The organism is Streptomonospora alba (assembly GCF_000826685.1).
GTDB classification, from domain to species: Bacteria; Actinomycetota; Actinomycetes; order Streptosporangiales; family Streptosporangiaceae; genus Streptomonospora; species Streptomonospora alba.
Genome location: NZ_JROO01000003.1, coordinates 42,502 through 63,512, shown reverse-complemented (window position 1 = coordinate 63,512; position 21,011 = coordinate 42,502). Strand labels below are relative to the sequence as shown.

Sequence of the window (21,011 nt, the reverse complement as noted above, 5' to 3'; positions counted from 1 at the left end):
GCCACGACTCAACCGACGCAGCATGCTCGGACTCTCGGGACTGACCGCCGCCGGATTCGCCCTCTCCGCGTGCGGAGTCGAGGGCCAAGGCGGCGAGTCGACCAGCTCGAAGGGCTTCTGGGACGACAAGAAGAGCAACGGCCGGGTGAACTTCGCCAACTGGCCGCTGTACATGGACCCCGGCAAGCCCGAGCTCAAGGCCTTCACCGAGGAGACGGGCATCAAGGTCGACTACGACGAGGCCATTCAGGACAACCCGTCCTTCTTCGGCAAGATCCAGCCCATGCTCGCCCAGGCCGAACCCATCGGCTACGACCTGATGGTGCTGACCAACGGCATCGAGTTGAACAAGCTCATCGGGCTCAACTACCTGGCCCCGCTGGACCACAGCCGGCTGCCCAACTTCGCCGAGCACGCCGCCGACGTCTACAAGAAGACCAGCTACGACTCCGGCAACCGCTACACGATCCCCTACGCCTCGGGCATCACCGGCATCGCCTACAACCCCGAGTACGTCGACAGGGAGATCACCAGCGTCGCGGACCTGTGGGACACCGCGTTCGAGGACAAGGTCGGCATGTTCGCCGATCCCCAGGAGCTGGCCAACTTCGGGTTGTTCTACACCGGGGTCGACCCGGCCGACTCGGATCAGCGCGACTGGATCGCCGCCGCCGACGCGCTTCAGGAGCAGCGCGACAAGGGCCTCGTTCGGCGCTACTACTCCCAGGACTACATCCAGCCGCTGAGCAACGGCGACATCTGGATGTCCATGGCCTGGTCCGGCGACATCTTCCAGCAGAACGCCGAGGAGGGGACCAACCTGAAGTTCGTCGTCCCCGAGGAGGGCGCCACGCTGTGGAGCGACAACATGATGATCCCGTCCACGGCCAAGAACCCGGTGGACGCGCTGATGCTGATGGACTTCCTCTACGACCCGGAGATCGCGGCGGGACTGACCGAGTACATCAACTACATCACCCCCGTCCCCGCCTCCCGCGGCATCCTGCGCGAAAAGGCCGCTGAGGCCTCCGGCGACGAGAAGGAGACCCTGGAGCGCGTCGCGGACAGCTCTCTGGTCTTCCCCACCGAGGAGGACTACGCCAAGCTGCACGATTACGTGCCCGTGACCAGTGAAAACGAGGAAGAGTTCGCTCCGCTCTTCCTGGCCGTCTCCCAAGCGTGACCATGGCGGCCACGCGAGAGGGCAAACGCGGGCGCACCGCTCGGCTCGCGCCCTACGCCCTGGTTCTGCCCGGCTGGCTGTGGCTGGCGCTGTTCTTCGTCGCGCCCATCGCCAGCGTGATCTCGATGTCGCTGATGACCGGCGGCCTCGCCGCGGGTTACACGTTCACCTTCGAGATCGGCAACTACGCCCGGGCCGTGGAGCTGTACTGGGAGCAGATCCTGCGCTCCCTGCTCTACGGCGGCCTGGCCACCCTGCTGTGCGTCGCCATCGGCTATCCCGTGGCCTACTGGATCGCGTTCAAGGGCGGCGCCTACAAGTCCACCTACCTGCTGCTGGTCCTGCTTCCGTTCTTCGTGTCGTTCGTGCTGAGGACGATCTCGTGGGGGTTCATCCTCTCCGACAACGGGGTCGTGCTGGGCACGCTCAAGAGCCTGGGCCTGCTGCCGGGCGACTTCGGCGTCCTCAACTCGGCGACCGCCGTCGTCTTCGGGCTGGCCTACAACTTCCTGCCGTTCATGGTGCTGCCGATCTACGCGGTGCTGGAGCGCATGGACCACGGTGTGGTCGAGGCGGCCCACGACCTCTACGCCGGCCGCGTGCAGGCCTTCGTCCGGGTGGTGCTGCCGATGTCGCTGCCGGGCGTGTTCGCCGGTGTGATCATGGTGTTCATCCCCACCAGCGCCGACTACGTCAACGCCACGGTGCTCGGCGGCGCCGACAACACCATGATCGGCAAGGTGATCCAGACCCAGTACCTGGTGAACAACGCCTACCCCTTGGCTGCGGCGATCACCTTCATCCTCATGGCGGCTCTGCTGATCGGGATCTTCAGCTACGCCAAGGCGCTGGGAACCGAGCAGGTGATGGAGGTGCAGGCCCGATGACCACCGCGACCGAGACCGGCCCCGGAGCCCCGGATGCCGGCGCTTCGGCCACCGGGTCCGTGCGGCGCCCCCGGGGCGCACGGCGCCGGCCCGACTGGGGCAAGTACTTCACGTGGACGGTGCTGTGCTGGCTGTTCGCGCCCATCGCGTTCATGGTCGTGTTCAGCTTCAACGACATCGCGGGACGGCACAACGTCACCTGGGAGGGGTTCACCCTCCGCTGGTACTCCGACGCCTTCGCCTACCCCGACCTCAACGTCGCGCTGCTGAACACCGTCACCATCGCGGTGCTGACCATGCTCATCGCCGGGTTCCTCGGCACCCTGCTGGGCCTGGCCCTGGGGCGCTACCGCTTCCTCGGGCAGTCGGCCACCAACCTGGTGATGTTCTCGGCGATCTCGGCGCCCGAGGTCGTACTGGGAGCGTCCCTGCTGTCGATGTTCCTGACCATGAACCTCGCCGTGGGCTACTGGACGATCCTGATCGCCCACGTGATGTTCTCCGTGTCGTTCGTGGCCATCACGGTGCGGGCGCGGGTGCTGACGATGGACCCCTCCGTCGAAGAGGCGGCGCGTGACCTCGGCGCCACGCCGCTGACCACGTTCCGCCTGGTGACGCTGCCGCTGCTGGTGCCGGCGATCACCTCCGGCGGGTTGATCGCGTTCGCGCTGTCCGTGGACGACTTCATCATCACCTCGTTCGTCTCCGGCAGCACCCAGACGTTCCCCCTGTGGATCTGGGGCTCCACCCGCGTGGGCATCCCGCCGCAGGTCAACGTCATGGGCACGCTGATCTTCGGGCTCGGCGTGCTGCTGGCCGTCGCGAACACGGTCCTGGCGCGGCGCCGCAGCCGCTGACACCCGCGCGCCCGGCGGTGCGGCGGCTGCACCGCCGGGCCTCCGGGCCGCGAGACGCATCGTGCCCGCCCCCGCTCAAATCCCGGCATCCGCCACCGCGAACGGAGTTGATCCACGTGTCCGCGTCCGCATCAGCGTCTGAGCGGCAGGCGTCCGGCGCCGCCCTGGCCTCCCGGGCGCTGGCCGCAGCACGCCCCCGCACCTTCTGGCTCGATCCCGAGGCGGGCGGTCACGCCGCTCCCGAGGCCGCGCCCGCCCTGGCGGGAGCCGAGCGCGCCGACCTCGCCGTCGTCGGCGGCGGGTTCAGCGGGCTGTGGACGGCCCTCATCGCCAAGGAGCGCGACCCCGGACGCGACGTCGTGCTGCTGGAGGCGCGCACCTCGGGCTGGGCCGCCTCCGGGCGCAACGGCGGCTTCTGCGCGGCAAGCCTCAGCCACGGCCACGGCAACGGCGCCCAGCGCTGGCCGGAGGAGATCGCCGAACTGGAGCGGCTGGGCCGGCGGAACCTCGACGCGATCCAGGACTCCGTCGACCGCCACGGCATCGACTGCGAGTTCGAGCGCACCGGCGAGATGGCCGTGGCGACCGAGCCCTGGCAGGTCGAGGACCTGCACGCGGAAGCCGCTGCGCTGCGCGCCCTGGGCCGGCGCGTCCACACCCTCACCGGTGCCCAGGCACGCGCCGAGGCCGACTCGCCCACCTACATCGGCGGCCTGTTCGACCCCGACGGCGTGGCCATGGTGCACCCGGCCAAGCTGGCGTGGGGCCTGCGCGAGGCGTGCCTGCGGCTGGGCGTGCGCATCCGCGAGAACACCCCCGTGCGGGCGATCCGCCCCGAGCGCGGCGGACTGCGGCTGGAGTCGGCGGGCGGCTCGGTGCTTGCCGAGCGCGTGGCCTGGGGCGGCGGCGCGTTCCCCGGCCCGCTGCGGCGCATCCGGCACTTCGTCGCGCCCGTCTACGACTACGCGCTGGTCACCGAACCGCTGAGCGACGGGCAACTGGCCTCCGTCGGCTGGCGCAACCGGCAAGGCCTCAGCGACTCGGCGAACCGGTTCCACTACTACCGGCTCACCGCCGACAACCGCATCCTGTGGGGCGGCTACGACGTCGTCTACCACTACGGCGGCCGCGTCCGCCCGGCCTACGACCAGCGCCCCGACACCTTCCACCGCCTCGCGCGCCACTTCTTCGCGACCTTCCCGCAACTGGAAGGGCTCTCCTTCACCCACAGCTGGGGCGGGGTGATCGACACCTGCAGCCGCTTCTGCGCGTTCTTCGGCACCGCCTACCGCGGCCGCCTGGCCTACGCCGCCGGCTACACCGGCCTCGGCGTGGGCGCCACCCGCTTCGGCGCCCAGGTGATGCTTGACCGCCTCGACGGCGCCGACACCGAACGCACCCGGCTGGACATGGTGCGCACCAAACCCGTTCCCTTCCCGCCCGAGCCGCTGCGCTACGCCGGGATCGAGGCCACCCAGCGGGCCATCGCCGCCGCCGACCGCAACGGCGGCCGCCGCAACCTGTGGCTGCGCACCCTCGACTCCCTGGGCATGGGTTTCGACAGTTGACGGCAGCCGTCGGCTCGGCCCCGTGCGTCAGCCGAAGACGTCCTCAAGGGCCTCGGCGTGGAAGGCGCGGTCGAACCGGTGACGGCCTTCGGCCTGTTTCCCCATCCTGACCAGCGGTCTCGTCGGGATTCGTCGCCGCAACGGCGTTTCGTGCCGGCGGACTCGGCTTCGGCAGGCTGTCGGGGGTGTCCTCCGAGCCCGGTAGGGCGTGGTGCGGACCGGAAAACCCGGTAGGGCGCGGGCATGACAGCTGTCATGGCCGTGCACGGGCACTCCTCACGATCCGTCGGTGACATCGGAATCTGGGCCGGGCCCCGGGCGCGGCGGAAGAATCGGGCCCATGAGCACAGCAGAGCAGCCGACGGCCGGGACCGGTTCCGGCGAACACGCGATCAGCGTCCGCGACCTCCGGCAGAGCTACGGCGACTTCGAAGCGGTGCGCGGGATCTCCTTCGAGGTCGAGCGAGGTGAACTGTTCGCGCTGCTGGGCACCAACGGCGCGGGCAAGACCACCACCGTCGAGACGCTGGAGGGGTTCCGCCGCCCCACCGCGGGATCGGTCCGCGTGCTGGGCGCCGACCCCTACGGCCAGCCGCCTGAGCTGCGCGGCCGTGTCGACGCCGTGCTTCAGCACAGCGGGCTGTTCCCGGAGCTGACCACGGCCGAAACCGTCGACCTCTCCCGCGACCTGGCCGCCGATCCGATGGACCGCGACGCGGTGCTGGAACTGACCGGGCTCACCGACAAGGCGGGCGTGCAGGTGCGCCAGCTCTCCGGCGGGCAGAAGCGCCGGCTGGACCTGGGGCTGGCGGTGCTCTCCCGGCCCGAAGCCCTCTTTCTGGACGAGCCGACGACCGGAATGGACCCCGAGGCGCGGCGGGCCACCTGGGAGACCATCGCCGGCCTGGTCCGTGAAGGCATGGCCATCCTGCTGACCACGCATTACCTGGAGGAAGCCGAGCGCCTCGCGGACCGGCTGGCGATCATGCACCGCGGCGAGACCAGGGCGGAGGGCACCGTGCGCGATGTCGTCCTCCGGTGGGGCGACCGCATCGCCTTCCGCATGCCCGCCGGGGTCCGCGTCGAGGACCTGCCCGAACTGCCGGGCGCCACCGCGGCGGCCGAGATCCGCAGAGGTGAGGCGTGGGTCTGCTACACCGTCCGCGGCGACGACGCCGACGGCCGCGCCCACCGCGCCATGGAGCCCCTGCTGGAGTGGGCCCGCCGCAGCGGTACCGCACTGGAACGGCTGGAGCTGCGCAGCGCCTCGCTGGAGGACGTCTTCCTCAGCGTCGCCGAGGGCGCCGCCGAGGTGGTCTCCGGCGGACAGGATTCCGGCTGAGGCGCCCCCCGCAGCCCACGAGCCCCCACCGCACCACAGCAGAGGACCCAGCCATGACCACTCAGCAGACGGCCACCGCCGCGCCGACGGGGACCGCGGGGGCGCGGCAGCGCCGGCCCGTGAGCACACTCCGCCAGACGCTGCGGCTGACCCGTACCGAGTTCACCCTCATCTACCGCTACCGCACGGCCCTGTTCTTCGTGCTGTTCCCCCTGGTCTTCGTCTTCCTCGGGGTCGTCACGCAGGGGGAGTCGCCCGTTCCCGGCGTCTCCAACGAGACCCTGGCGCTGACAGGCTCCCCGGCCGCCATCATCATGATGATCGGCATCATGCACGTCTCCAACACCTACGCGGCCCGCCGCGAGCAGCTGATCCTCAAGCGCTTCCGCGCCAGCGGGGTGCCGCCCCTCGCGCTGTTCGGCGCGACCACACTCTCGGTGCTGGCCGTTGTCGTGCTGCTCACCGCTGTGCCGGTGGGTGTCCTGATCGGCGGATCCGGCGAGCTTCCGGCCGACCCGGTGATGGTCGCGCTGACCGTGGTGCTGAGCACGGTCACCATGGTGCTGCTGGGCGCCGCGTCCACCCGCTTGGCCCGCAACGCCGAGAGCGCGCAGATGATCAGCATGCTGCCGTTCCTGGCCCTTTACTCCTCCAGCGGGCTGATGGTCCCGCTGGAGATGATGCCCGGCGAACTCGAGACGGTCTGCCGGCTGCTGCCGATGGCGCCCGTGGTGGATCTGCTGCGCGGCGGATACACCGGCCACGACGTGTTCGGCGGACTGGCCGGCGCGAGCCCGGCGACGGGGCTGGACCTGTGGGCCGCCGCGCTGCCGTCGCTGGCGGTGGTGCTGGTCTGGACGGCCCTGTCGGTGCTGGCTTTGCGCTACTTCCGCTGGGACCCGCGCCAGCCGGGATGAGTGTCAGGCACCGCCGGCGGGGCACGGGCGCGCTCCCGTCGGCGGCACGGAGCGGCGGGGACCGGAGGACGGCCGGCCCCGCCGGTATCCGTGTGTGCGCTCGCCGGGACCCCCGGGGCCTGTCGGCCGGGCCGAGGCCGGCCCCCGGGCGTTTAGGCTGATCGGCGCGGATACCGGATCGGCAGGGGAGGAGGACGCGGGTGGCGGACCACGACACGACGGCGCTGGCCCACTCGGACCGCAGCGGCCGCAGGATCGACCGCGCACGCCGTATCGTGCTTGCGCTGTCGCTGAGCACGCCGGTGTTCTGCGTGCTGTCCCCGGCTTTCGCGGCGACCAACATCGGGGCGCCGAACGAGGCGATGACGACGTTCGCCAGCCGTGCCCCCGGCGGCGCGGGCGTGGCGTTGTCGGCTGCCGGGGTGCTGTGCTCGCTCGCGTTGGCCTATGCGTCGATGCGTGTCATCCGCACCCGCATCGACCGCCCGGCCACTGCGCTGCGCCGCGACGTGGTGCTGTCCTATCTGCTCCTGCTGGTCGCGGTCGGGCTACTCGGCCCCAACCCTCCAGCGCTGAGCACGTCCCAGTTCTGGGCCGCCAGCGTCGCCGTCACCGGCCGGTTCCGGCACAAGGCCGCATACACGGTGCTGATGCTGGCCGCCGGTCTAGCCCCCCTCCTGGTCGGTATGGCGATCGGCGGGTCCTCGCTGAGGGAGAGCGCGGCCGCCCTGGCCGTATTGGCGGTCCTCCAACTGGTCGTCTTCGTCGTCCTGCTGGCCAGCAACGTCGCCATCATCGCGCTGTGGGACCTGGTCACCGAGGCGCACGCGGCCCGCGACGCCCAGGCGCGCCTGGCTGTCTCCGAGGAGCGGCTGCGCTTCGCGCGCGACATGCACGACCTGCTCGGACACAGCCTCTCCGCACTCGCCGTGAAGAGCGAACTGGCCGCGCGGTTGACCGGGATCGACCCGCAGGCGGCCTCCCGCGAGATGAGCGCCGTGCAGCACTTGGCGCGCGACGCGCTGCGCGAGGTGCGCACCGCCGTGTCCGGTTACCGCGACGTGGACCTGGCCGCCGAAGCCGCGGGAGTCCAGGCGGTCCTCACCGCCGCGGGAGTACGCTGCACCGTCAGCGGCGCCGACGTCGACGTCCCCGCCGAGCAGCGGTCGATCGCCTCGTGGGTGGTGCGCGAGGGCACCACGAACGTACTGCGGCACAGTTCGGCCAGGAACTGCACCGTCGCTCTGCGCCGCGACGGATCCGCCTTGGTCACCGAGGTCTTCGACGACGGTGCGCAGCAGGGCGCCGATGCCGCCGCGCCCTTCGGCAACGGCCTTGCCGGGCTGGCGGAGCGTGTCTCCGCCGCCGGGGGAGCCCTCACTGCGGGGCCGGCCTCTGTCGGGACGGGCTTCCTGCTGCGTGCCGTCCTGCCGCTGCCGGAACGGCCGGACGGCGGCGACGGGAGCGCAGGCGGCGAGCAGCCGGGCAGAGAGGACGTGGCCGCGTGATCCGAGTGGTACTCGCCGACGACGAGCACCTGGTGCGCGGCGCGATCGCGGCCCTGCTCGGTCTGGAACCCGACCTGGAGGTGGCCGCCCAGGTGGGGCGGGGCGACGAGGTCGCCGCAGCGGTCGCCCGCGCCGAGGCCGACATCGCGGTCCTCGACATCGAGATGCCCGGCAAGGGCGGGCTGGAGGTCGCCGCCGAACTGCGGGCCGCGGCGCCCGCCTGCGGCGTGCTGATGCTCACCAGCTTCGGCCGCCCCGGCTACCTGCGCCGTGCGCTGGCCGCCGGGGCGCGCGGCTTCCTGGCCAAGGACGCGCCCGTGGACCAGCTCGCCGGTGCGATACGCAAGGTGCACGGCGGCGGGCGCTACATCGACACCGAGCTGGCGGCCGCCGCGATGGCTTCGGGGGAGAACCCGCTGACGGGCCGCGAAACCGAGGTGCTGCGCGCCGCGGCCGAGGGAGGGGCGGTGGCGGACATCGCCCGGACCCTCCACCTGACCGAAGGCACCGTGCGCAACTACCTCTCCAGCGCCATCACCAAGACCGGCGCCGCCAACCGCATGTCGGCGATCCGTACCGCGCAGGGCATGGGCTGGCTTTAGGCCCGATGTCCGGGGAGTTCGCCGAAGCGCCTGCGGGCTGGGAAGGACCCCCTCGGAACCCGCGCGGAGCCGGCTGTCCGAGAGGTCGCGGCGATGGGGCCGTGCGCGCGAAGCGCCGCCGCCTGCTTGCCGCCGCGCGGCGGGAGATCCGGCCTGGAACGGTGCACCACCGCTCGGGTGGCGCGCTTGCGGCTCTTCGGAATGTGCGGCGTGCGCTCGGCTGCCCGGCGAAACACGTGACGCGAAGCGTCGCCGGTGGGTGGCGGTGGCAGCGAGCGGGATCGCTCGCTGGGCGAGCTGCGCCCCATCGCCGCAGCCCACCTACTGGATTGCGGGCACGCCGGTGCGGTGGCCGACCCCTCCACCCCACCCATGCCGGGGCGGTGTCCCGACCTCGGTGGTGCCTAGAGGAACCGCAGCACAAGCATGGCCGTGTCGTCGGTGTGGCCGCCCGGGGCGAACTCCTCCAGGTCGCGGTCGATGCGGACGATGACGGCCTGGGCCGTCAGGCCCGAGCAGTTGGCGAAGATGTCCCGCAGGCCCTCGTCGCCGAGCATCGCCGCGCCGTTGCGGCGCTCGGTGACGCCGTCGGTGACCGCCAGCAGCACGTCGCCCGACCCGATCTCCAGGGTCTCGGTGAAGAAGTCGACGTCCTCGAACGCGCCCAGCAGCGGCTGGGAGCTGCCGACGGAGTCGACCTCGCCCTTCTGGTTGAGCCGCAGCGGCAGCGGATGGCCGGCCGAGACGAGGCGCAGGCGCATGCCCTGGCCCGGCGCGCCCAGCGGGGTCATCTCGCCGTAGAGCATGGTCAGGAACCGGGTACTGGTGTTCTCGTCCAGGATGGCCTTGTTCAGCCGGTCCATGATGTGGGCGGGCGAGAACCCCTCACGCGCCAGCGCGCGCAGGGTGTGCCGCGCCAGGCCGGTGACCGCCGCGGCCTCGGGGCCGGTGCCGCACACGTCGCCGATCGCGAAGCACCACCGGCCGTCGGTGGCGAACACGTCGTAGAAGTCGCCGCCGACCACCGTGCGCTCGTCGGCCGAGCGGTAGAAGACCGCGTGGTCGACTCCGGGGATGGCCGGCTCCTTCTCCTTCGCCGGCAGCAGGCTGCGCTGCAGCGCCTCGCTCATCGAGGTCTGGCCCGCGTACAGCCGAGCGTTCTCCATCGCCGAGGACACCCGGCGGGCGAGGTCGTCGACCACGTCGACGTCGTCGCGGGTGAAGTCCTCGTCGGCGTCCTTGCCCAGCGTCAGCCGGCCCAGGATCTGGCCGTGGGCCACCAGCGGCACGCTGATGGCGGGCCCTTCGGCCAGCTCCAGCAGCAGCTCGTCGACCAGGCCGGCGGCCGAGAGCATCTCGCGGCTCCACAGCGGGCGCGCCTCGCGCTGGACGTGCGGCGGCAGCTCGGTCAGCAGGGTGCGCAGCACGTCGTTGTAGTTCTCGTTGCGGTGGATGGCGTGCGTCAGCCGCGTGGTGCCCATCTCGTTGGTGGAGTGCACCGCGCACCAGCTGCCCAACCGCGAGGCCACCAGCTGGCAGGCCAGCGCCGCGGTCATCTGCTCGTCGAGGGTGCCCGTGAGCAGGTCGCTGGCCTCGGCCAGGAAGCTCAGACTGGCGCGGCGGGCGAGCTCGACCTCGGCCAGCCGCGCGCGCTCGATCGGCAGCGCGATGCGGTCGGCGCCGTCCTGCAGGCGCTTGGCGGCGGTGTCGCCGAAGTGCCGGACGCGCCGCGAGGCGACGCCGATCAGCCCGGTGACGCGGCCGTCGACGATCAGCGGCGCGGTCACCAGCGAGCGCATCCCGGCCTGGGCAAGCTTGCCCCGGTGGGCACGGGCGATCATCAGGTCGTCGTTGATCGTGGCCCCCGGCGCCGGTGTCACCGAGGGGAAGGTCTCCTCCGTGCGGCTGCGGAACGGCCGCCAGGGCTCGTCGGTCAGGCCGGTGGCCGCGCGCAGATCCCACTCGGTCTCGTCGGTGGTGGCCAGGGCGATATAGGCGGCGTCGCCGCCCAGCGCCGAGCGGGAGTACTCCACGGTGCGGTCGAGCAGCTCGGGCAGCGGCAGGCGCGCCGAGAGCGCGGCGTCGAGCGCGGCCCAGGGGTTGGGTCGGACCGGTCGGCGCCGGGTAGGGCGCACCGGCGCCGGCGGCTCGAGCGAGGAGCCGGCGGCCTCACCGTTCTCGACCGGGTCCTTCGCATCCTCGCCGGCCTCGTCCTGGATCCGGAACCAGACGGCCTTGTCGTCCTTGCTGTAGCTGACGCCCCAGCTGGTGGCGATCGCCCCGGCCAGCGCCAGGCCCAGCCCGCCGCTGCGCCCGGGGTCGGCGGAGGGGGAGGTGTCGACCGACAGCGGGCCCGCCTGGGGGACGGCGCGCTCGGGGACCCGGTCGGCCACCACGACCTCGACCGCGCCGGGCAGGCGGCGTACGACCAGCTCCAGAATGCTCTCGGCGTGCACGACCGCGTTGGTGACCAGCTCGCTGACGAGCAGGACGACGTCGTCGGCGGACTGGTCGGCGCTCCACTCGCTGAGGGTGTCGCGCACGAATTCCCGCGCCTCGGCCGCGGTCCCGGGGGTGGGCGAGAACTCGCGCCGGGCGGCCTTCATCGTCTCGTGTGGCATCGTGAAGCCGTACGGTCTCTCCAGTTGCGGGAGGAAGGCGGGGACGACCGCAGGGCGGCCGCGGAGGTCCCGGCTCCCGATCCCTTCGATCGGCGACGACCCGCGGTGTCCGCGTGCGCTCCCCGAAGCGGGCAGAGTGGGGACAGCAACGGAGTCATCATTTCAGAACGTTCGTCCAGTGGGCTGTTGGGCCGCATAACCTGGAGCTCGCGGTCCATCTCGGCTGACGTCTGGTATGGCCATCGTCCTTAACGGTACGGTGCGTCGATGACCGGGGACGACGATCCTGCCAGGTCGGATCACTCCTCGAACAGGCGGCCCCCGGTCCCCCAACCGGCCCGAGATGCCCGTAGTGAGCAGTATTAGGAGGGGATCATGCCCGAGGCCACACGGGCGCCGGACGACAAGCACGATGCACAGCTCGACGAGCTGCTCCGCGCGCTCTACAGCATGCGAGACGGCGATTTCAGTGTACGGCTGGACTCTCGCGGCGAGGGCCGCTCGGGTGAGATCGCCTCCGTGTTCAACCAGGTTCTGGACCACTGCGAGCAGCTCAGCAGCGAGCTGCAGCGGGTCGGCGGTGTCGTCAGCACCGAGGGCCGGCTCAACGAGCGCATCGCCGTAAGCCCCGCCCGCGGCGCGTGGGGCAAGAGCGTCAGGTCGCTCAACCAGCTGCTCGACGAGGTAAGCGAGCCTGTGACCTCCGTCGCCCAGATTCTGGACGCGGTCGCCGGCGGCGACCTCTCCCAGCGGGTCGACCTCACCAGCCGCCACGGTTCGCTGCACGGCGACCTGCTGCGTCTGGCCACGTCGGTCAACCGCATGGCCGACCAGATGAACGGGTTCACCAACGAGGTCACTCGGGTGGCCCGCGAGGTGGGCACCGAGGGCAAGCTGGGCGGCAGCGCCAAGGTCGACGGGGTCTCCGGCGCCTGGCGCGACGTCACGGAGTCGGTCAACCAGATGGCCTCGCGCCTGACTGCGCAGGTGCGAAACATCTCCGAAGTCACCACCGCGGTGGCCGAAGGCGACCTGAGCCGCAAGGTGACGGTCGACGTCCAGGGCGAGATGCTGCAGCTGAAGGACACCGTGAACGGCATGGTGGACCAGCTGTCGACGTTCGCCGACGAGGTCACGCGGGTGGCCCGCGAGGTGGGCACCGAGGGCAAGCTGGGCGGCCGCGCCAACGTCAAGGGCGTGTCGGGCATCTGGAAGAACCTGACCGACAACGTCAACTCCATGGCCGACAACCTGACCAACCAGGTGCGCGACATCTCGCAGGTGACCACGGCCGTGGCGCGCGGCGACCTGAGCCGCAAGGTGACCGTGGACGTCCAAGGCGAGATGCTTCAGCTCAAGGACACGGTCAACACGATGGTCGACCAGCTCGACTCCTTCGCCGACGAGGTCACTCGGGTGGCCCGCGAGGTCGGTACCGAGGGCAAGCTGGGCGGCCGCGCCAACGTCAAGGGCGTGTCGGGCATCTGGAAGGACCTGACCGACAACGTCAACTCCATGGCCAACAGCCTCACCTACCAGGTGCGCAACATCTCGCAGGTGACCACGGCGGTGGCCAAGGGCGACCTGTCCAAGAAGATCACGGTCGACGCCCAGGGCGAGATGCTCGACCTCAAGGACACGGTCAACACGATGGTCGACCAGTTGGAGTCCTTCGCCAACGAGGTCACCCGCATGGCCCGCGAGGTCGGTACCGAGGGGACGCTGGGCGGCCAGGCGCACGTGCGCGGCGTCTCGGGCGTCTGGAAGGACCTGACCGACAACGTCAACTCCATGGCCAACAACCTGACCCACCAGGTGCGCCAGATCTCCATCGTCACCCAGGCGGTCGCGCGCGGCGACCTGACCAAGAAGGTCACGGTCAACGCCAAGGGCGAGATCCTGGAGCTGAAGGACACCATCAACGTCATGGTCGACCAGCTCGACTCCTTCTCCGACGAGGTCACCCGCATGGCCCGCGAGGTGGGCACCGAGGGCAAGCTGGGCGGCCGCGCCGACGTCAAGGGCGTCTCGGGTATCTGGAAGGACCTCACCGAGAACGTCAACTCGATGTCGCAGAACCTCACCACCCAGGTGCGCAACATCTCCCAGGTCACCTCCGCGGTGGCCAAGGGCGACCTGTCCAAGAAGATCACCGTCGACGCCCAGGGCGAGATCCTGGAGCTGAAGGACACCGTGAACATCATGGTGGACCAGCTCTCGGCGTTCGCCACCGAGGTCACCCGCGTCGCCCACGAGGTCGGCAGCGAGGGCGAGCTGGGCGGCCAGGCCAAGGTCGACGGCGTCTCGGGCACCTGGAAGCAGCTCACCGACAGCGTCAACGAGCTGGCCGGCAACCTGACCACCCAGGTGCGCGCGATCGGCGAGGTGGCCAGCGCGGTCACCCGCGGCGACCTCACCCAGAACATCCAGGTCGACGCCCGCGGCGAGATGCAGAAGCTCAAGGACAACATCAACCTGATGGTGAGCAATCTGCGCGAGACCACCGCTTCGCAGCGCGACGAGGACTGGCTGAAGAGCAACCTGGCGCGCATCTCCGGGCACATCCAGGGCCACCGCGACCTCAACGAGCTGGCCCGACTCATCATGACCGAGGTCACCCCGCTGGTCGAGGCACAGCACGGCGCCTGCTACCTGCCCGAGGAGAAGGACGACGAAGAGGTCTTCCTGCTCTTCGGCAGCTTCGGCTACCGCCCCGACGACGACCGCCGCCGGGTGCGCTCGGGCTCGGGCCTGGTCGGCGAGGTCATCGCGCAGAAGCGCGAGATGATCATCCACGACGTGCCGTCGGGCTACGTCAAGGTCGGCTCGGGCCTGGGCGAGGCGGCGCCGCTGACCATAGCGATCTTCCCGATCATCTCCGAGGACCGGGTCCTGGGCGTGGTCGAGCTGGGCTCCTACGGGCGCTTCCGCGAGGTGCACCTGGACTTCCTGCGCCAGCTGATGGCCCAGTTGGGCACCACGGTCAACACGATCCTGGCCAACTCCAAGACCGAGTACCTGCTGCTGCAGTCGCGCCAGTTGACCAACGCGCTGCAGGAGCGCTCCAACGAGCTGCAGCGCCAGCAGGAGGAGTTGCGCCGCAAGAACGCCGAGCTGCACAGCAAGGCGGGGCAGCTGGCCAGCCAGAACCGCGCGATCGAGCTGCAGAACCGCCAGATCGAACGGGCGCGCCGCTCGCTGGAGGACCGCGCCCACCAGCTGCAGGTCTCCTCCAAGTACAAGTCCGAGTTCCTGGCGAACATGTCGCACGAACTGCGGACGCCGCTGAACAGCCTGCTCATCCTGGCGCGGCTGCTGGCCGACAACAGCGAGCAGAACCTCACCTCCAAGCAGGTGGAGTTCGCTCAGACCATCCACAAGGCGGGCCACGACCTGCTCCAGCTCATCGACGAGATCCTGGACCTTGCCAAGGTCGAGGCCGGCCGGGCCGAGGTGCAGCCCACCGACGTGTCCATCAGCCAGCTGGTCGACTACGTCGAGGCGTCCTTCCGCCCGATGGCCGCCGAACGCGGCCTGGCATTCGGCGTGGACGTCTCCCCGGACATCCCGAGCTACCTGTGGACCGATGAGCAGCGGCTGCAGCAGATCCTGCGCAACCTGCTGTCCAACGCGGTGAAGTTCACCAGCACCGGCGAGGTCCGGCTGCTCATCGAGCCGGCCTGGGCGCTGGAGGACGCCGACCTCGACATGTTCGGCGAGAACGACGAGATCGTCGCGCTCTCGGTGGCCGACACCGGCATCGGCATCCCCGACGACAAGCTGCAGGTGGTCTTCGAGGCGTTCCACCAGGGCGACGGCGGCACCAGCCGGCGCTTCGGAGGTACCGGCCTGGGGCTGTCCATCAGCCAGAACTACGCGCGGCTGCTGGGCGGCGAGATCCGGGTGCAGAGCGTCCACGGCGAGGGCAGCACCTTCACTCTGCTGCTGCCGGTGCGCGTGCCCGAGGGCACCGCCGAGCGGATGGAGGCCTCGCTGGACTCCCCGCCGGAGCCGGTGACCGGGGCTCGCGCCGACATCGAGCCGCTCACCGACGTCGACGTGCAGGTGCCCGACAGCCCGGCCGACCTGAGCCCGCTGGAGACCATCGAGCCCGCCGAGGTCGAGGAGGAGAGCGAGCCCGAGGGAGCCGAGGAGCAGCCGGTGTCGGTGCCCGCCCTGGCCGAGCCCGCCGAGAGCGCGACCGAGGGCGAGAGCGCGTCCGCCGAGACCGGTGCCTCCCCCGACCCCGAGCGGGACGCGGCACTGGCCGGGCGCGAGGTGCTCATCGTCGACGACGACATCCGCAACGTGTTCGCGCTGACCAGCGCGCTGGAGGCGCACGGGCTGCGGGTGCACTTCTCCGACAACGGCCACTCGGGCATCGAGAAGCTGGAGGCCAACGAGAACGTCGAGCTGGTGCTGATGGACATCATGATGCCCGAGCTCGACGGCAACGCCACCACGCGGGCCATCCGGGAGATGCCGCAGTTCGCGGAGCTTCCGATCATCTCGCTGACCGCCAAGGCGATGCAGGGCGACCGCGAACGGAGCCTGGAGGCGGGTGCATCGGACTACGTGACCAAGCCCGTCAACCTCGACCACCTGCTGAATGTCATCCGCAAGTGGTTGGACGGCGACGGCGAAGGTCAGGAGCCCCCGCAGAACCCCGACAGCCCGGAAAGCACGGACTAGGAGCAGGAGCAGCAGACGTGCCGCAGAAGGCCAACATCCTCCTCGTTGACGACCGCGACGAGAACCTCACGGCCCTGGAGGCCATCCTCACCTCCCTGGACCAGAACCTGGTGCGCGCGAATTCGGGCGAGGCGGCCTTGAAAGCGCTCCTCGAGGACGAGTTCGCGGTCATCCTGCTCGATGTCGTGATGCCGGGCATGGACGGCTTCGAGACCGCTTCCCACATCAAGCAGCGCGAGAAGACCAAAGAGGTGCCCATCATCTTCCTCACCGGTGCCGGCATCGACCGGCACCGGGTCTTCCGCGGGTACGCGTCCCGGGCGATCGACTACCTGACCAAGCCGTTCGACCCGTGGGTGCTGCGCTCCAAGGTCGAGGTCTTCGTCGAGCTGCACCAGATGAAGCAGCGCTTGCGCACGCAGTCGCAGATGCTGCAGCGCGACCTCTCCACCCAGACCGGCGAGTCGGCGGCGCCGGTCGCCGACCAGCTCTCCCGCCGGGTCGCCGACATCAACGCCAACCTGGAGTCGCTGCGCGAGAAGGTCGTCACCGACGAGCACGACAGCGATCCGAGCACGATCGAGGCGGTCCGCGATCTCGACAGGTCGGTGGCGCAGCTGACCACTCTGGTCGACGCGATACGCGGCCCGGAGTAGCGGCCACCGGCGCGCGGCCGGATCCGGCCGCCCGCCGTGCCGCGGTCGAGCGCGCCCCGCGTCCGTCCCGTCCGCCGGCGCCTCCACCCCCTGGGGCCGCCGCACCCGACCGCCTCCCACCGCCGCTTTCACCTACGAGGCGTGGTGGCGCTCCTGCCCGCCCGTGCCCGTGCGATCCGGGCCGGTCCGTGGCCAAGCGCTGGAACCGGCTCCGACCCGGCGGCGTCTGAACCAGTGAAGATCGGGCGGTTCCGCCCTCGCGGCGGCGCGGAACGCCGTGGGCCCGCGGTCTCGTGTGTGTAACGAAGGGCGAATCGTCCCGGATCGGGGCATAGATCCTTCTAGGATGCCTATTCGTGCACTGCACGGCGTCTCGGGCCCGTCGTGCGACCCGGTGTAGCCTGACCCGATCCTCCCGTCATACGCCGCATGCTTCGCCGCCACGGCCAGGACCGCTCGGTTCCTGCTGGATCGAGTCGCTGCACGTGGTGCGGCGCGTAAACGAAGTTGCCTTCCCTCGGACTCTTTGGAGCGACGACCGTGTCCCGTACGACGTCCCGCACAGTCTCCGGCCTCGCCGCCGTCTGCCTGGGCCTGGGAGCCTCGCTCATCGCGACGCCCGCGTGGGCGGACAGCCCGCAGGGCGCCTCGGGCACCTACAGCTACACCTGCGACGACCAGGTCGGCGACCTGTCGGAGTCGTTGGACATCGAGGTCTACGTCGCCGCTCCCTCCGAGGGCGAGGTCGGCCAGGAGATCGAGTTCCAGGTGGAACCGGACGACTTCAAGTACTTCTCCTACACCGACGGCGGCGAGATCACCTCGGGCACCCTCACGGCCGAGGTCGCGCTGGCGGGCGAGGCCGCGCCGTCGTCGAGCGCCTCCGCCTCCACCGAGGCCGAGGGCGGATTCGGCGGCAACAACGAGGAGACCTTCGACGAGTCGTCGCTGAGCGGCACGTTCACACCGAGCATGCCCGGCGAGGTCACGCTGTCCCCGGGGGACATCACCATCGACGTCGACCAGAGCGCCGGCCCCTCGACCACCATCTGCTCGCCCGACAGCAGCACCGATGCGCTGGCCACCGTCGACGTCACCGGCGAGCCCGCCGTGACGGAGACCCCCGGGGACGACGGCGGGGGCGACACCGACGGCGGCGCCTCCGAGCAGCCCGTAGCGGCCGGGGACGACGGCCCGCCGCAGGCCCTGCTGATCGGCGGAGCCGTGGCCGGCGGCCTGCTGGTGATCGTCGGCTTGGCGATGTTCGGGCTGATGTTCTACTTCATGCGGCGCTCCTGAGGCATCCGGCGCGGCGGTGGCCGCCCGAACAGCGCAGGGGCGGGGGCGCCGGCTCGGCCGGCGCCCCCGCTTTCGCCGCGGGATCGGCGGACGCGCGCCGCGGGCGGCCCTCCTCAGGCGGTGGGCACCGTCAGTGCGGCGGGGTCGGACTCCGGCGAGCCGAAGGCGACACGTTCGCCGATGTCGGACTCGTCGGTGTAGCGGGCGTCGCGGGTGTCGACCACCAGCGCCAGGCGGTGTCCGGACGGGACCTCCCACACCACCGGCTCCAGCGCGACGTCCAGGTCCACGGGCTGCCCCGGCTCGGCGTCCCGCAGCGTGTAGGGCTTGTGCGTGACCAGCGAGCCGGTGCCGTGCCGGTCGACGTCGTAGAGGTAGACGTACAGGGACTGCTCGCTGTCCGTGGGTGTCACGGTGACTTCCGCCTGCGGCGTTCCGCTGATCCGCACGCCGTCGGGATGGGCCTCGCCGGTCCACACCCCGGCGCGGCGGCGGTCCACCAGCGGCAGCGACACGCCGGTGGGGATCCGGGCGAACTGCTGCAGGGCGCCGCTGAGCAGCAGCGTTCCGCTTTCGGCGGTGGTGCCGACGCCGGCGCGCACGCCGTAGTCCCAGCCGGTGCGCGGCTCCTCCTCCAGGCCGCCGGTGTACTGCCAGTTGCTCCAGGACCGTTCGGGCTCGCCCAGATGCAGCGTGGTCCGCTGCTCGGTCACCGACTCCCAATCGGGGTAGGAGGCCCACTCGCCGCCGTTGTTGGGCTTGACCCGCACCGGGTCCTCGGCGTCGATGCCGTTGTCGGCGCCGCGCAGATGGTGGTCGAACCAGCGGGTCAGCGACTCCCAGGTCTCGTTGGGCAGTCCGAACGCGCCGAACGCCTCGGGCGTGGCGTGGTCGCCGGCGGAGAGCATCAGCCGCTTGGGCCCGGTGTAGGCACCGTAGAAGTCGGTGAACTGGCCGGCCGGGAAGATGCCGTCGTTCCAGGCGTGGCCGATCATGACAGCCGGCCCGTTGGCGTTGAGGGCGTCCATCTTGGTGGAGACCGACCGCTCAGGGGCCAGTTCCAGCGCGGGCTGGACGTTGCCCTTGCGGTATTCGGACTCCATCTCCTGCAGCGCGTCGCCGGGCCGCCCGGTGAGGCGGGCGGAGGTGAGCAGCAGTTCCACGGCCTGGAAGCTGATGGTCTCGTTGGCGTAGATGGAGCCGGCCAGGTCGCTCCAGCCGCTCAGTGCACCCACGGCCTTGACACGGTCGTCCTCGGCGGCGGTGAGCAGGCTGATCCCGGCGCCGTAGGAGATGCCGGCCATGCCGATGCGCTCGGAGTCGGCATCGGTCTCGCGCAGGCCCCAGTCGATGACCGCGCGGGCGTCGGCGACGTCCTGGGGGCCGGCGACCTCGACCTCGCCGCCGGAGTCCCAGAACCCGCGGGAGGTATAGCTGATGACCTGATAGCCCGACTCGTAGGCCAGGCGCTTTGCGGCGCCCACGTAGAGCAGGTTGCTGGTGGACCAGGCGGCGGGCATGACCAGCAGCGGCCGGGGGCCGTCATAGCCGGTGGGGGTGATGACCATGGCCTTGAGGTCGATACCGCCGTGGCCCGGAACGGTCTCGTAGGAGACCTGGGCGCCGGTACCCGGCGTCGTAGCCGATGCGGGCGGTGCGAATATGAACACGAAGAGTATCGAGGCGAGTGCGCTCGCCAGCAGTGTGCGCGTTGTGTGCATGCTGACCTCGGACGCGTCGTCCGGCGAGGGCCGGAGGGGGCGGGGGATCGGGGGCGGTCTCGGTCCGTGTGTGCGGCGATGGTCGCGCCTACCGCTCGGCCGCGCATTTACTGGGGGGTAAGTTACTCAAGAGTTAAGTTAAACCGTCGCCCTCGCGGTGTAAAGGGGGTCACATCCCGCGGCTTGGCGCCTCCGAGAAACACGAAACCCGGCCGGCGGCGGCGCACTGCGGGCGCCGCCGCCGGCCGGGCGGTTGAGCGGTGAAGCTCCGGAGGGGTCAGGCCAGGGCCGTGAGCCGGTCGACCTCCGCGTCGGAGAGGCTGATCCGTGCCGCGTCGAGATTCTCCTCCAGATGCCCGGTCGAGGAGGTGCCCGGGATGGGCAGCGCCGCCGGCGAGCGGTGCAGCAGCCAGGCCAGCGCGAGCTGGGCCGGCGAGCTCCCGTGCTCGGCCGCCGCCGCGGCCAGCACGCCGCCGGGCTGTGCCAGCTCGCCCGTCGCCAGCGGGAACCACGGGATGAAGCCGAGGCCGTGGCGTTCGCAGTAGTCCAGCACGTCCTGGGAGGCCCGGTTGGTGAGGTTGTAGAGGTTCTGCACCGTGGCGATCGAGGTGACGGCTTGGGCCGCCTCGATCTGGGCCACGCCGACCTCCGACAGGCCGATGTGGGCGATCTTGCCCTCCCGCCGCATCTCGTCGAGCACGCCCACCTGGTCCTCCAGCGGCACCTGCGGGTCGATGCGGTGCAGCTGATAGAGCCCGATGCGCTCCAGACCCAAGCGGCGAAGACTCATCTCCACGCACTGACGCAGGTACTCGGGGCGGCCCACCGGCAGCCAGATGTCGGGGCCGTGGCGGGTCAGCCCGCCCTTGGTGGCGATCAGGAGTTCGTCGGAGTAGGGCCGCAGCGCCTGGGCGATGAGGTCCTCGCTGACGAAGGGCCCGTAGGCGTCGGCCGTGTCGATCAGCGTGACGCCGAGCTCGACGGCGCGCCGCAGCACGCGCACGGCCTCGGCGGGATCCGAGGGGTCGCCCCAGATCCCCGGCCCCGTGAGCTGCATCGCCCCGTACCCCAGGCGGTTGACGGTGAGCTCGCCGCCGACGTCGAACGTGCCCGCGGCCGCGGCGGGCCGCGCGGTAGACTGGGTCAAAACGTGTTCCT

14 protein-coding genes are annotated in these 21,011 nt (G+C 70.8%); 11 read left to right on the top strand and 3 right to left on the bottom strand.

Annotation, left to right across the window (positions count from 1 at the left end; translation table 11 throughout):
- Positions 1-22: 22 nt before the first annotated feature.
- From LP52_RS01025 to LP52_RS00990, 8 genes are all read left to right on the top strand, one after another.
- Entirely contained in the window at positions 23-1,183 is a 1,161-nt protein-coding gene (locus LP52_RS01025; protein WP_040269904.1) for a polyamine ABC transporter substrate-binding protein, read from the top strand.
- A 2-nt stretch (positions 1,184-1,185) separates the two neighbouring features.
- Complete coding sequence (locus tag LP52_RS01020) at positions 1,186-2,070, top strand: ABC transporter permease (protein ID WP_040269902.1); 885 nt, start codon at positions 1,186-1,188, stop codon at positions 2,068-2,070.
- Positions 2,067-2,927, top strand: coding sequence for an ABC transporter permease (locus tag LP52_RS01015; protein WP_084722778.1), 861 nt, complete (start codon positions 2,067-2,069; stop codon positions 2,925-2,927). Before LP52_RS01020 ends, LP52_RS01015 begins: the two co-directional genes overlap by 4 nt.
- Positions 2,928-3,043: 116 nt before the next feature.
- Positions 3,044-4,495, top strand: coding sequence for an NAD(P)/FAD-dependent oxidoreductase (locus LP52_RS01010; protein WP_052809279.1), 1,452 nt, complete (start codon positions 3,044-3,046; stop codon positions 4,493-4,495).
- Between the two features lie 340 nt (positions 4,496-4,835).
- The gene (locus LP52_RS01005; protein WP_040269900.1) at positions 4,836-5,837 is read left to right on the top strand and encodes an ABC transporter ATP-binding protein; all 1,002 of its coding nucleotides are present in this window, start codon (positions 4,836-4,838) and stop codon (positions 5,835-5,837) included.
- Between the two features lie 53 nt (positions 5,838-5,890).
- Positions 5,891-6,754, top strand: coding sequence for an ABC transporter permease (locus LP52_RS01000; RefSeq protein ID WP_040269899.1), 864 nt, complete (start codon positions 5,891-5,893; stop codon positions 6,752-6,754).
- 200 nt (positions 6,755-6,954) lie between these two features.
- A complete protein-coding gene (locus LP52_RS00995; protein WP_052809278.1) occupies positions 6,955-8,262 on the top strand; it encodes a sensor histidine kinase in 1,308 nt (435 codons plus the stop codon).
- The gene (locus LP52_RS00990; RefSeq protein ID WP_040269897.1) at positions 8,259-8,864 is read left to right on the top strand and encodes a response regulator transcription factor; all 606 of its coding nucleotides are present in this window, start codon (positions 8,259-8,261) and stop codon (positions 8,862-8,864) included. The genes LP52_RS00995 and LP52_RS00990 overlap by 4 nt, the downstream gene beginning before the upstream one ends.
- A gap of 404 nt (positions 8,865-9,268) precedes the next feature.
- On the opposite strand, the gene LP52_RS00985 is transcribed toward LP52_RS00990, so the two are convergent.
- Positions 9,269-11,470 carry a GAF domain-containing SpoIIE family protein phosphatase gene (locus LP52_RS00985; RefSeq protein WP_040269895.1) on the bottom strand — a complete coding sequence of 734 codons (2,202 nt, stop codon included), beginning with the start codon at positions 11,468-11,470 and terminating at the stop codon, positions 9,269-9,271.
- A gap of 390 nt (positions 11,471-11,860) precedes the next feature.
- On the opposite strand from LP52_RS00985, the gene LP52_RS00980 reads away from it, so the two are divergent.
- The 3 genes from LP52_RS00980 (at position 11,861) to LP52_RS00970 (ending at position 18,132) form a co-directional block, all read left to right on the top strand.
- Positions 11,861-16,177: a HAMP domain-containing protein gene (locus LP52_RS00980; RefSeq protein WP_040269894.1), complete on the top strand. Its 4,317-nt coding sequence runs from the start codon at positions 11,861-11,863 to the stop codon at positions 16,175-16,177.
- Positions 16,178-16,194: 17 nt separating this feature from the next.
- On the top strand, positions 16,195-16,833 hold the full coding sequence (locus LP52_RS00975; protein ID WP_040269893.1) for a response regulator: 639 nt from the start codon (positions 16,195-16,197) through the stop codon (positions 16,831-16,833).
- A 540-nt stretch (positions 16,834-17,373) separates the two neighbouring features.
- Positions 17,374-18,132 carry a hypothetical protein gene (locus tag LP52_RS00970; protein ID WP_040269892.1) on the top strand — a complete coding sequence of 253 codons (759 nt, stop codon included), beginning with the start codon at positions 17,374-17,376 and terminating at the stop codon, positions 18,130-18,132.
- A gap of 113 nt (positions 18,133-18,245) precedes the next feature.
- Here LP52_RS00970 and LP52_RS00965 read toward each other — a convergent pair whose 3' ends face one another.
- Both LP52_RS00965 and LP52_RS00960 read right to left on the bottom strand, forming a co-directional pair.
- Positions 18,246-19,853 (bottom strand): CocE/NonD family hydrolase, encoded by a 1,608-nt coding sequence (locus tag LP52_RS00965; RefSeq protein ID WP_040269890.1) that lies wholly within the window; start codon positions 19,851-19,853, stop codon positions 18,246-18,248.
- 277 nt (positions 19,854-20,130) lie between these two features.
- On the bottom strand, positions 20,131-21,000 hold the full coding sequence (locus LP52_RS00960; RefSeq protein ID WP_040269888.1) for an aldo/keto reductase: 870 nt from the start codon (positions 20,998-21,000) through the stop codon (positions 20,131-20,133).
- Positions 21,001-21,011: the final 11 nt, after the last annotated feature.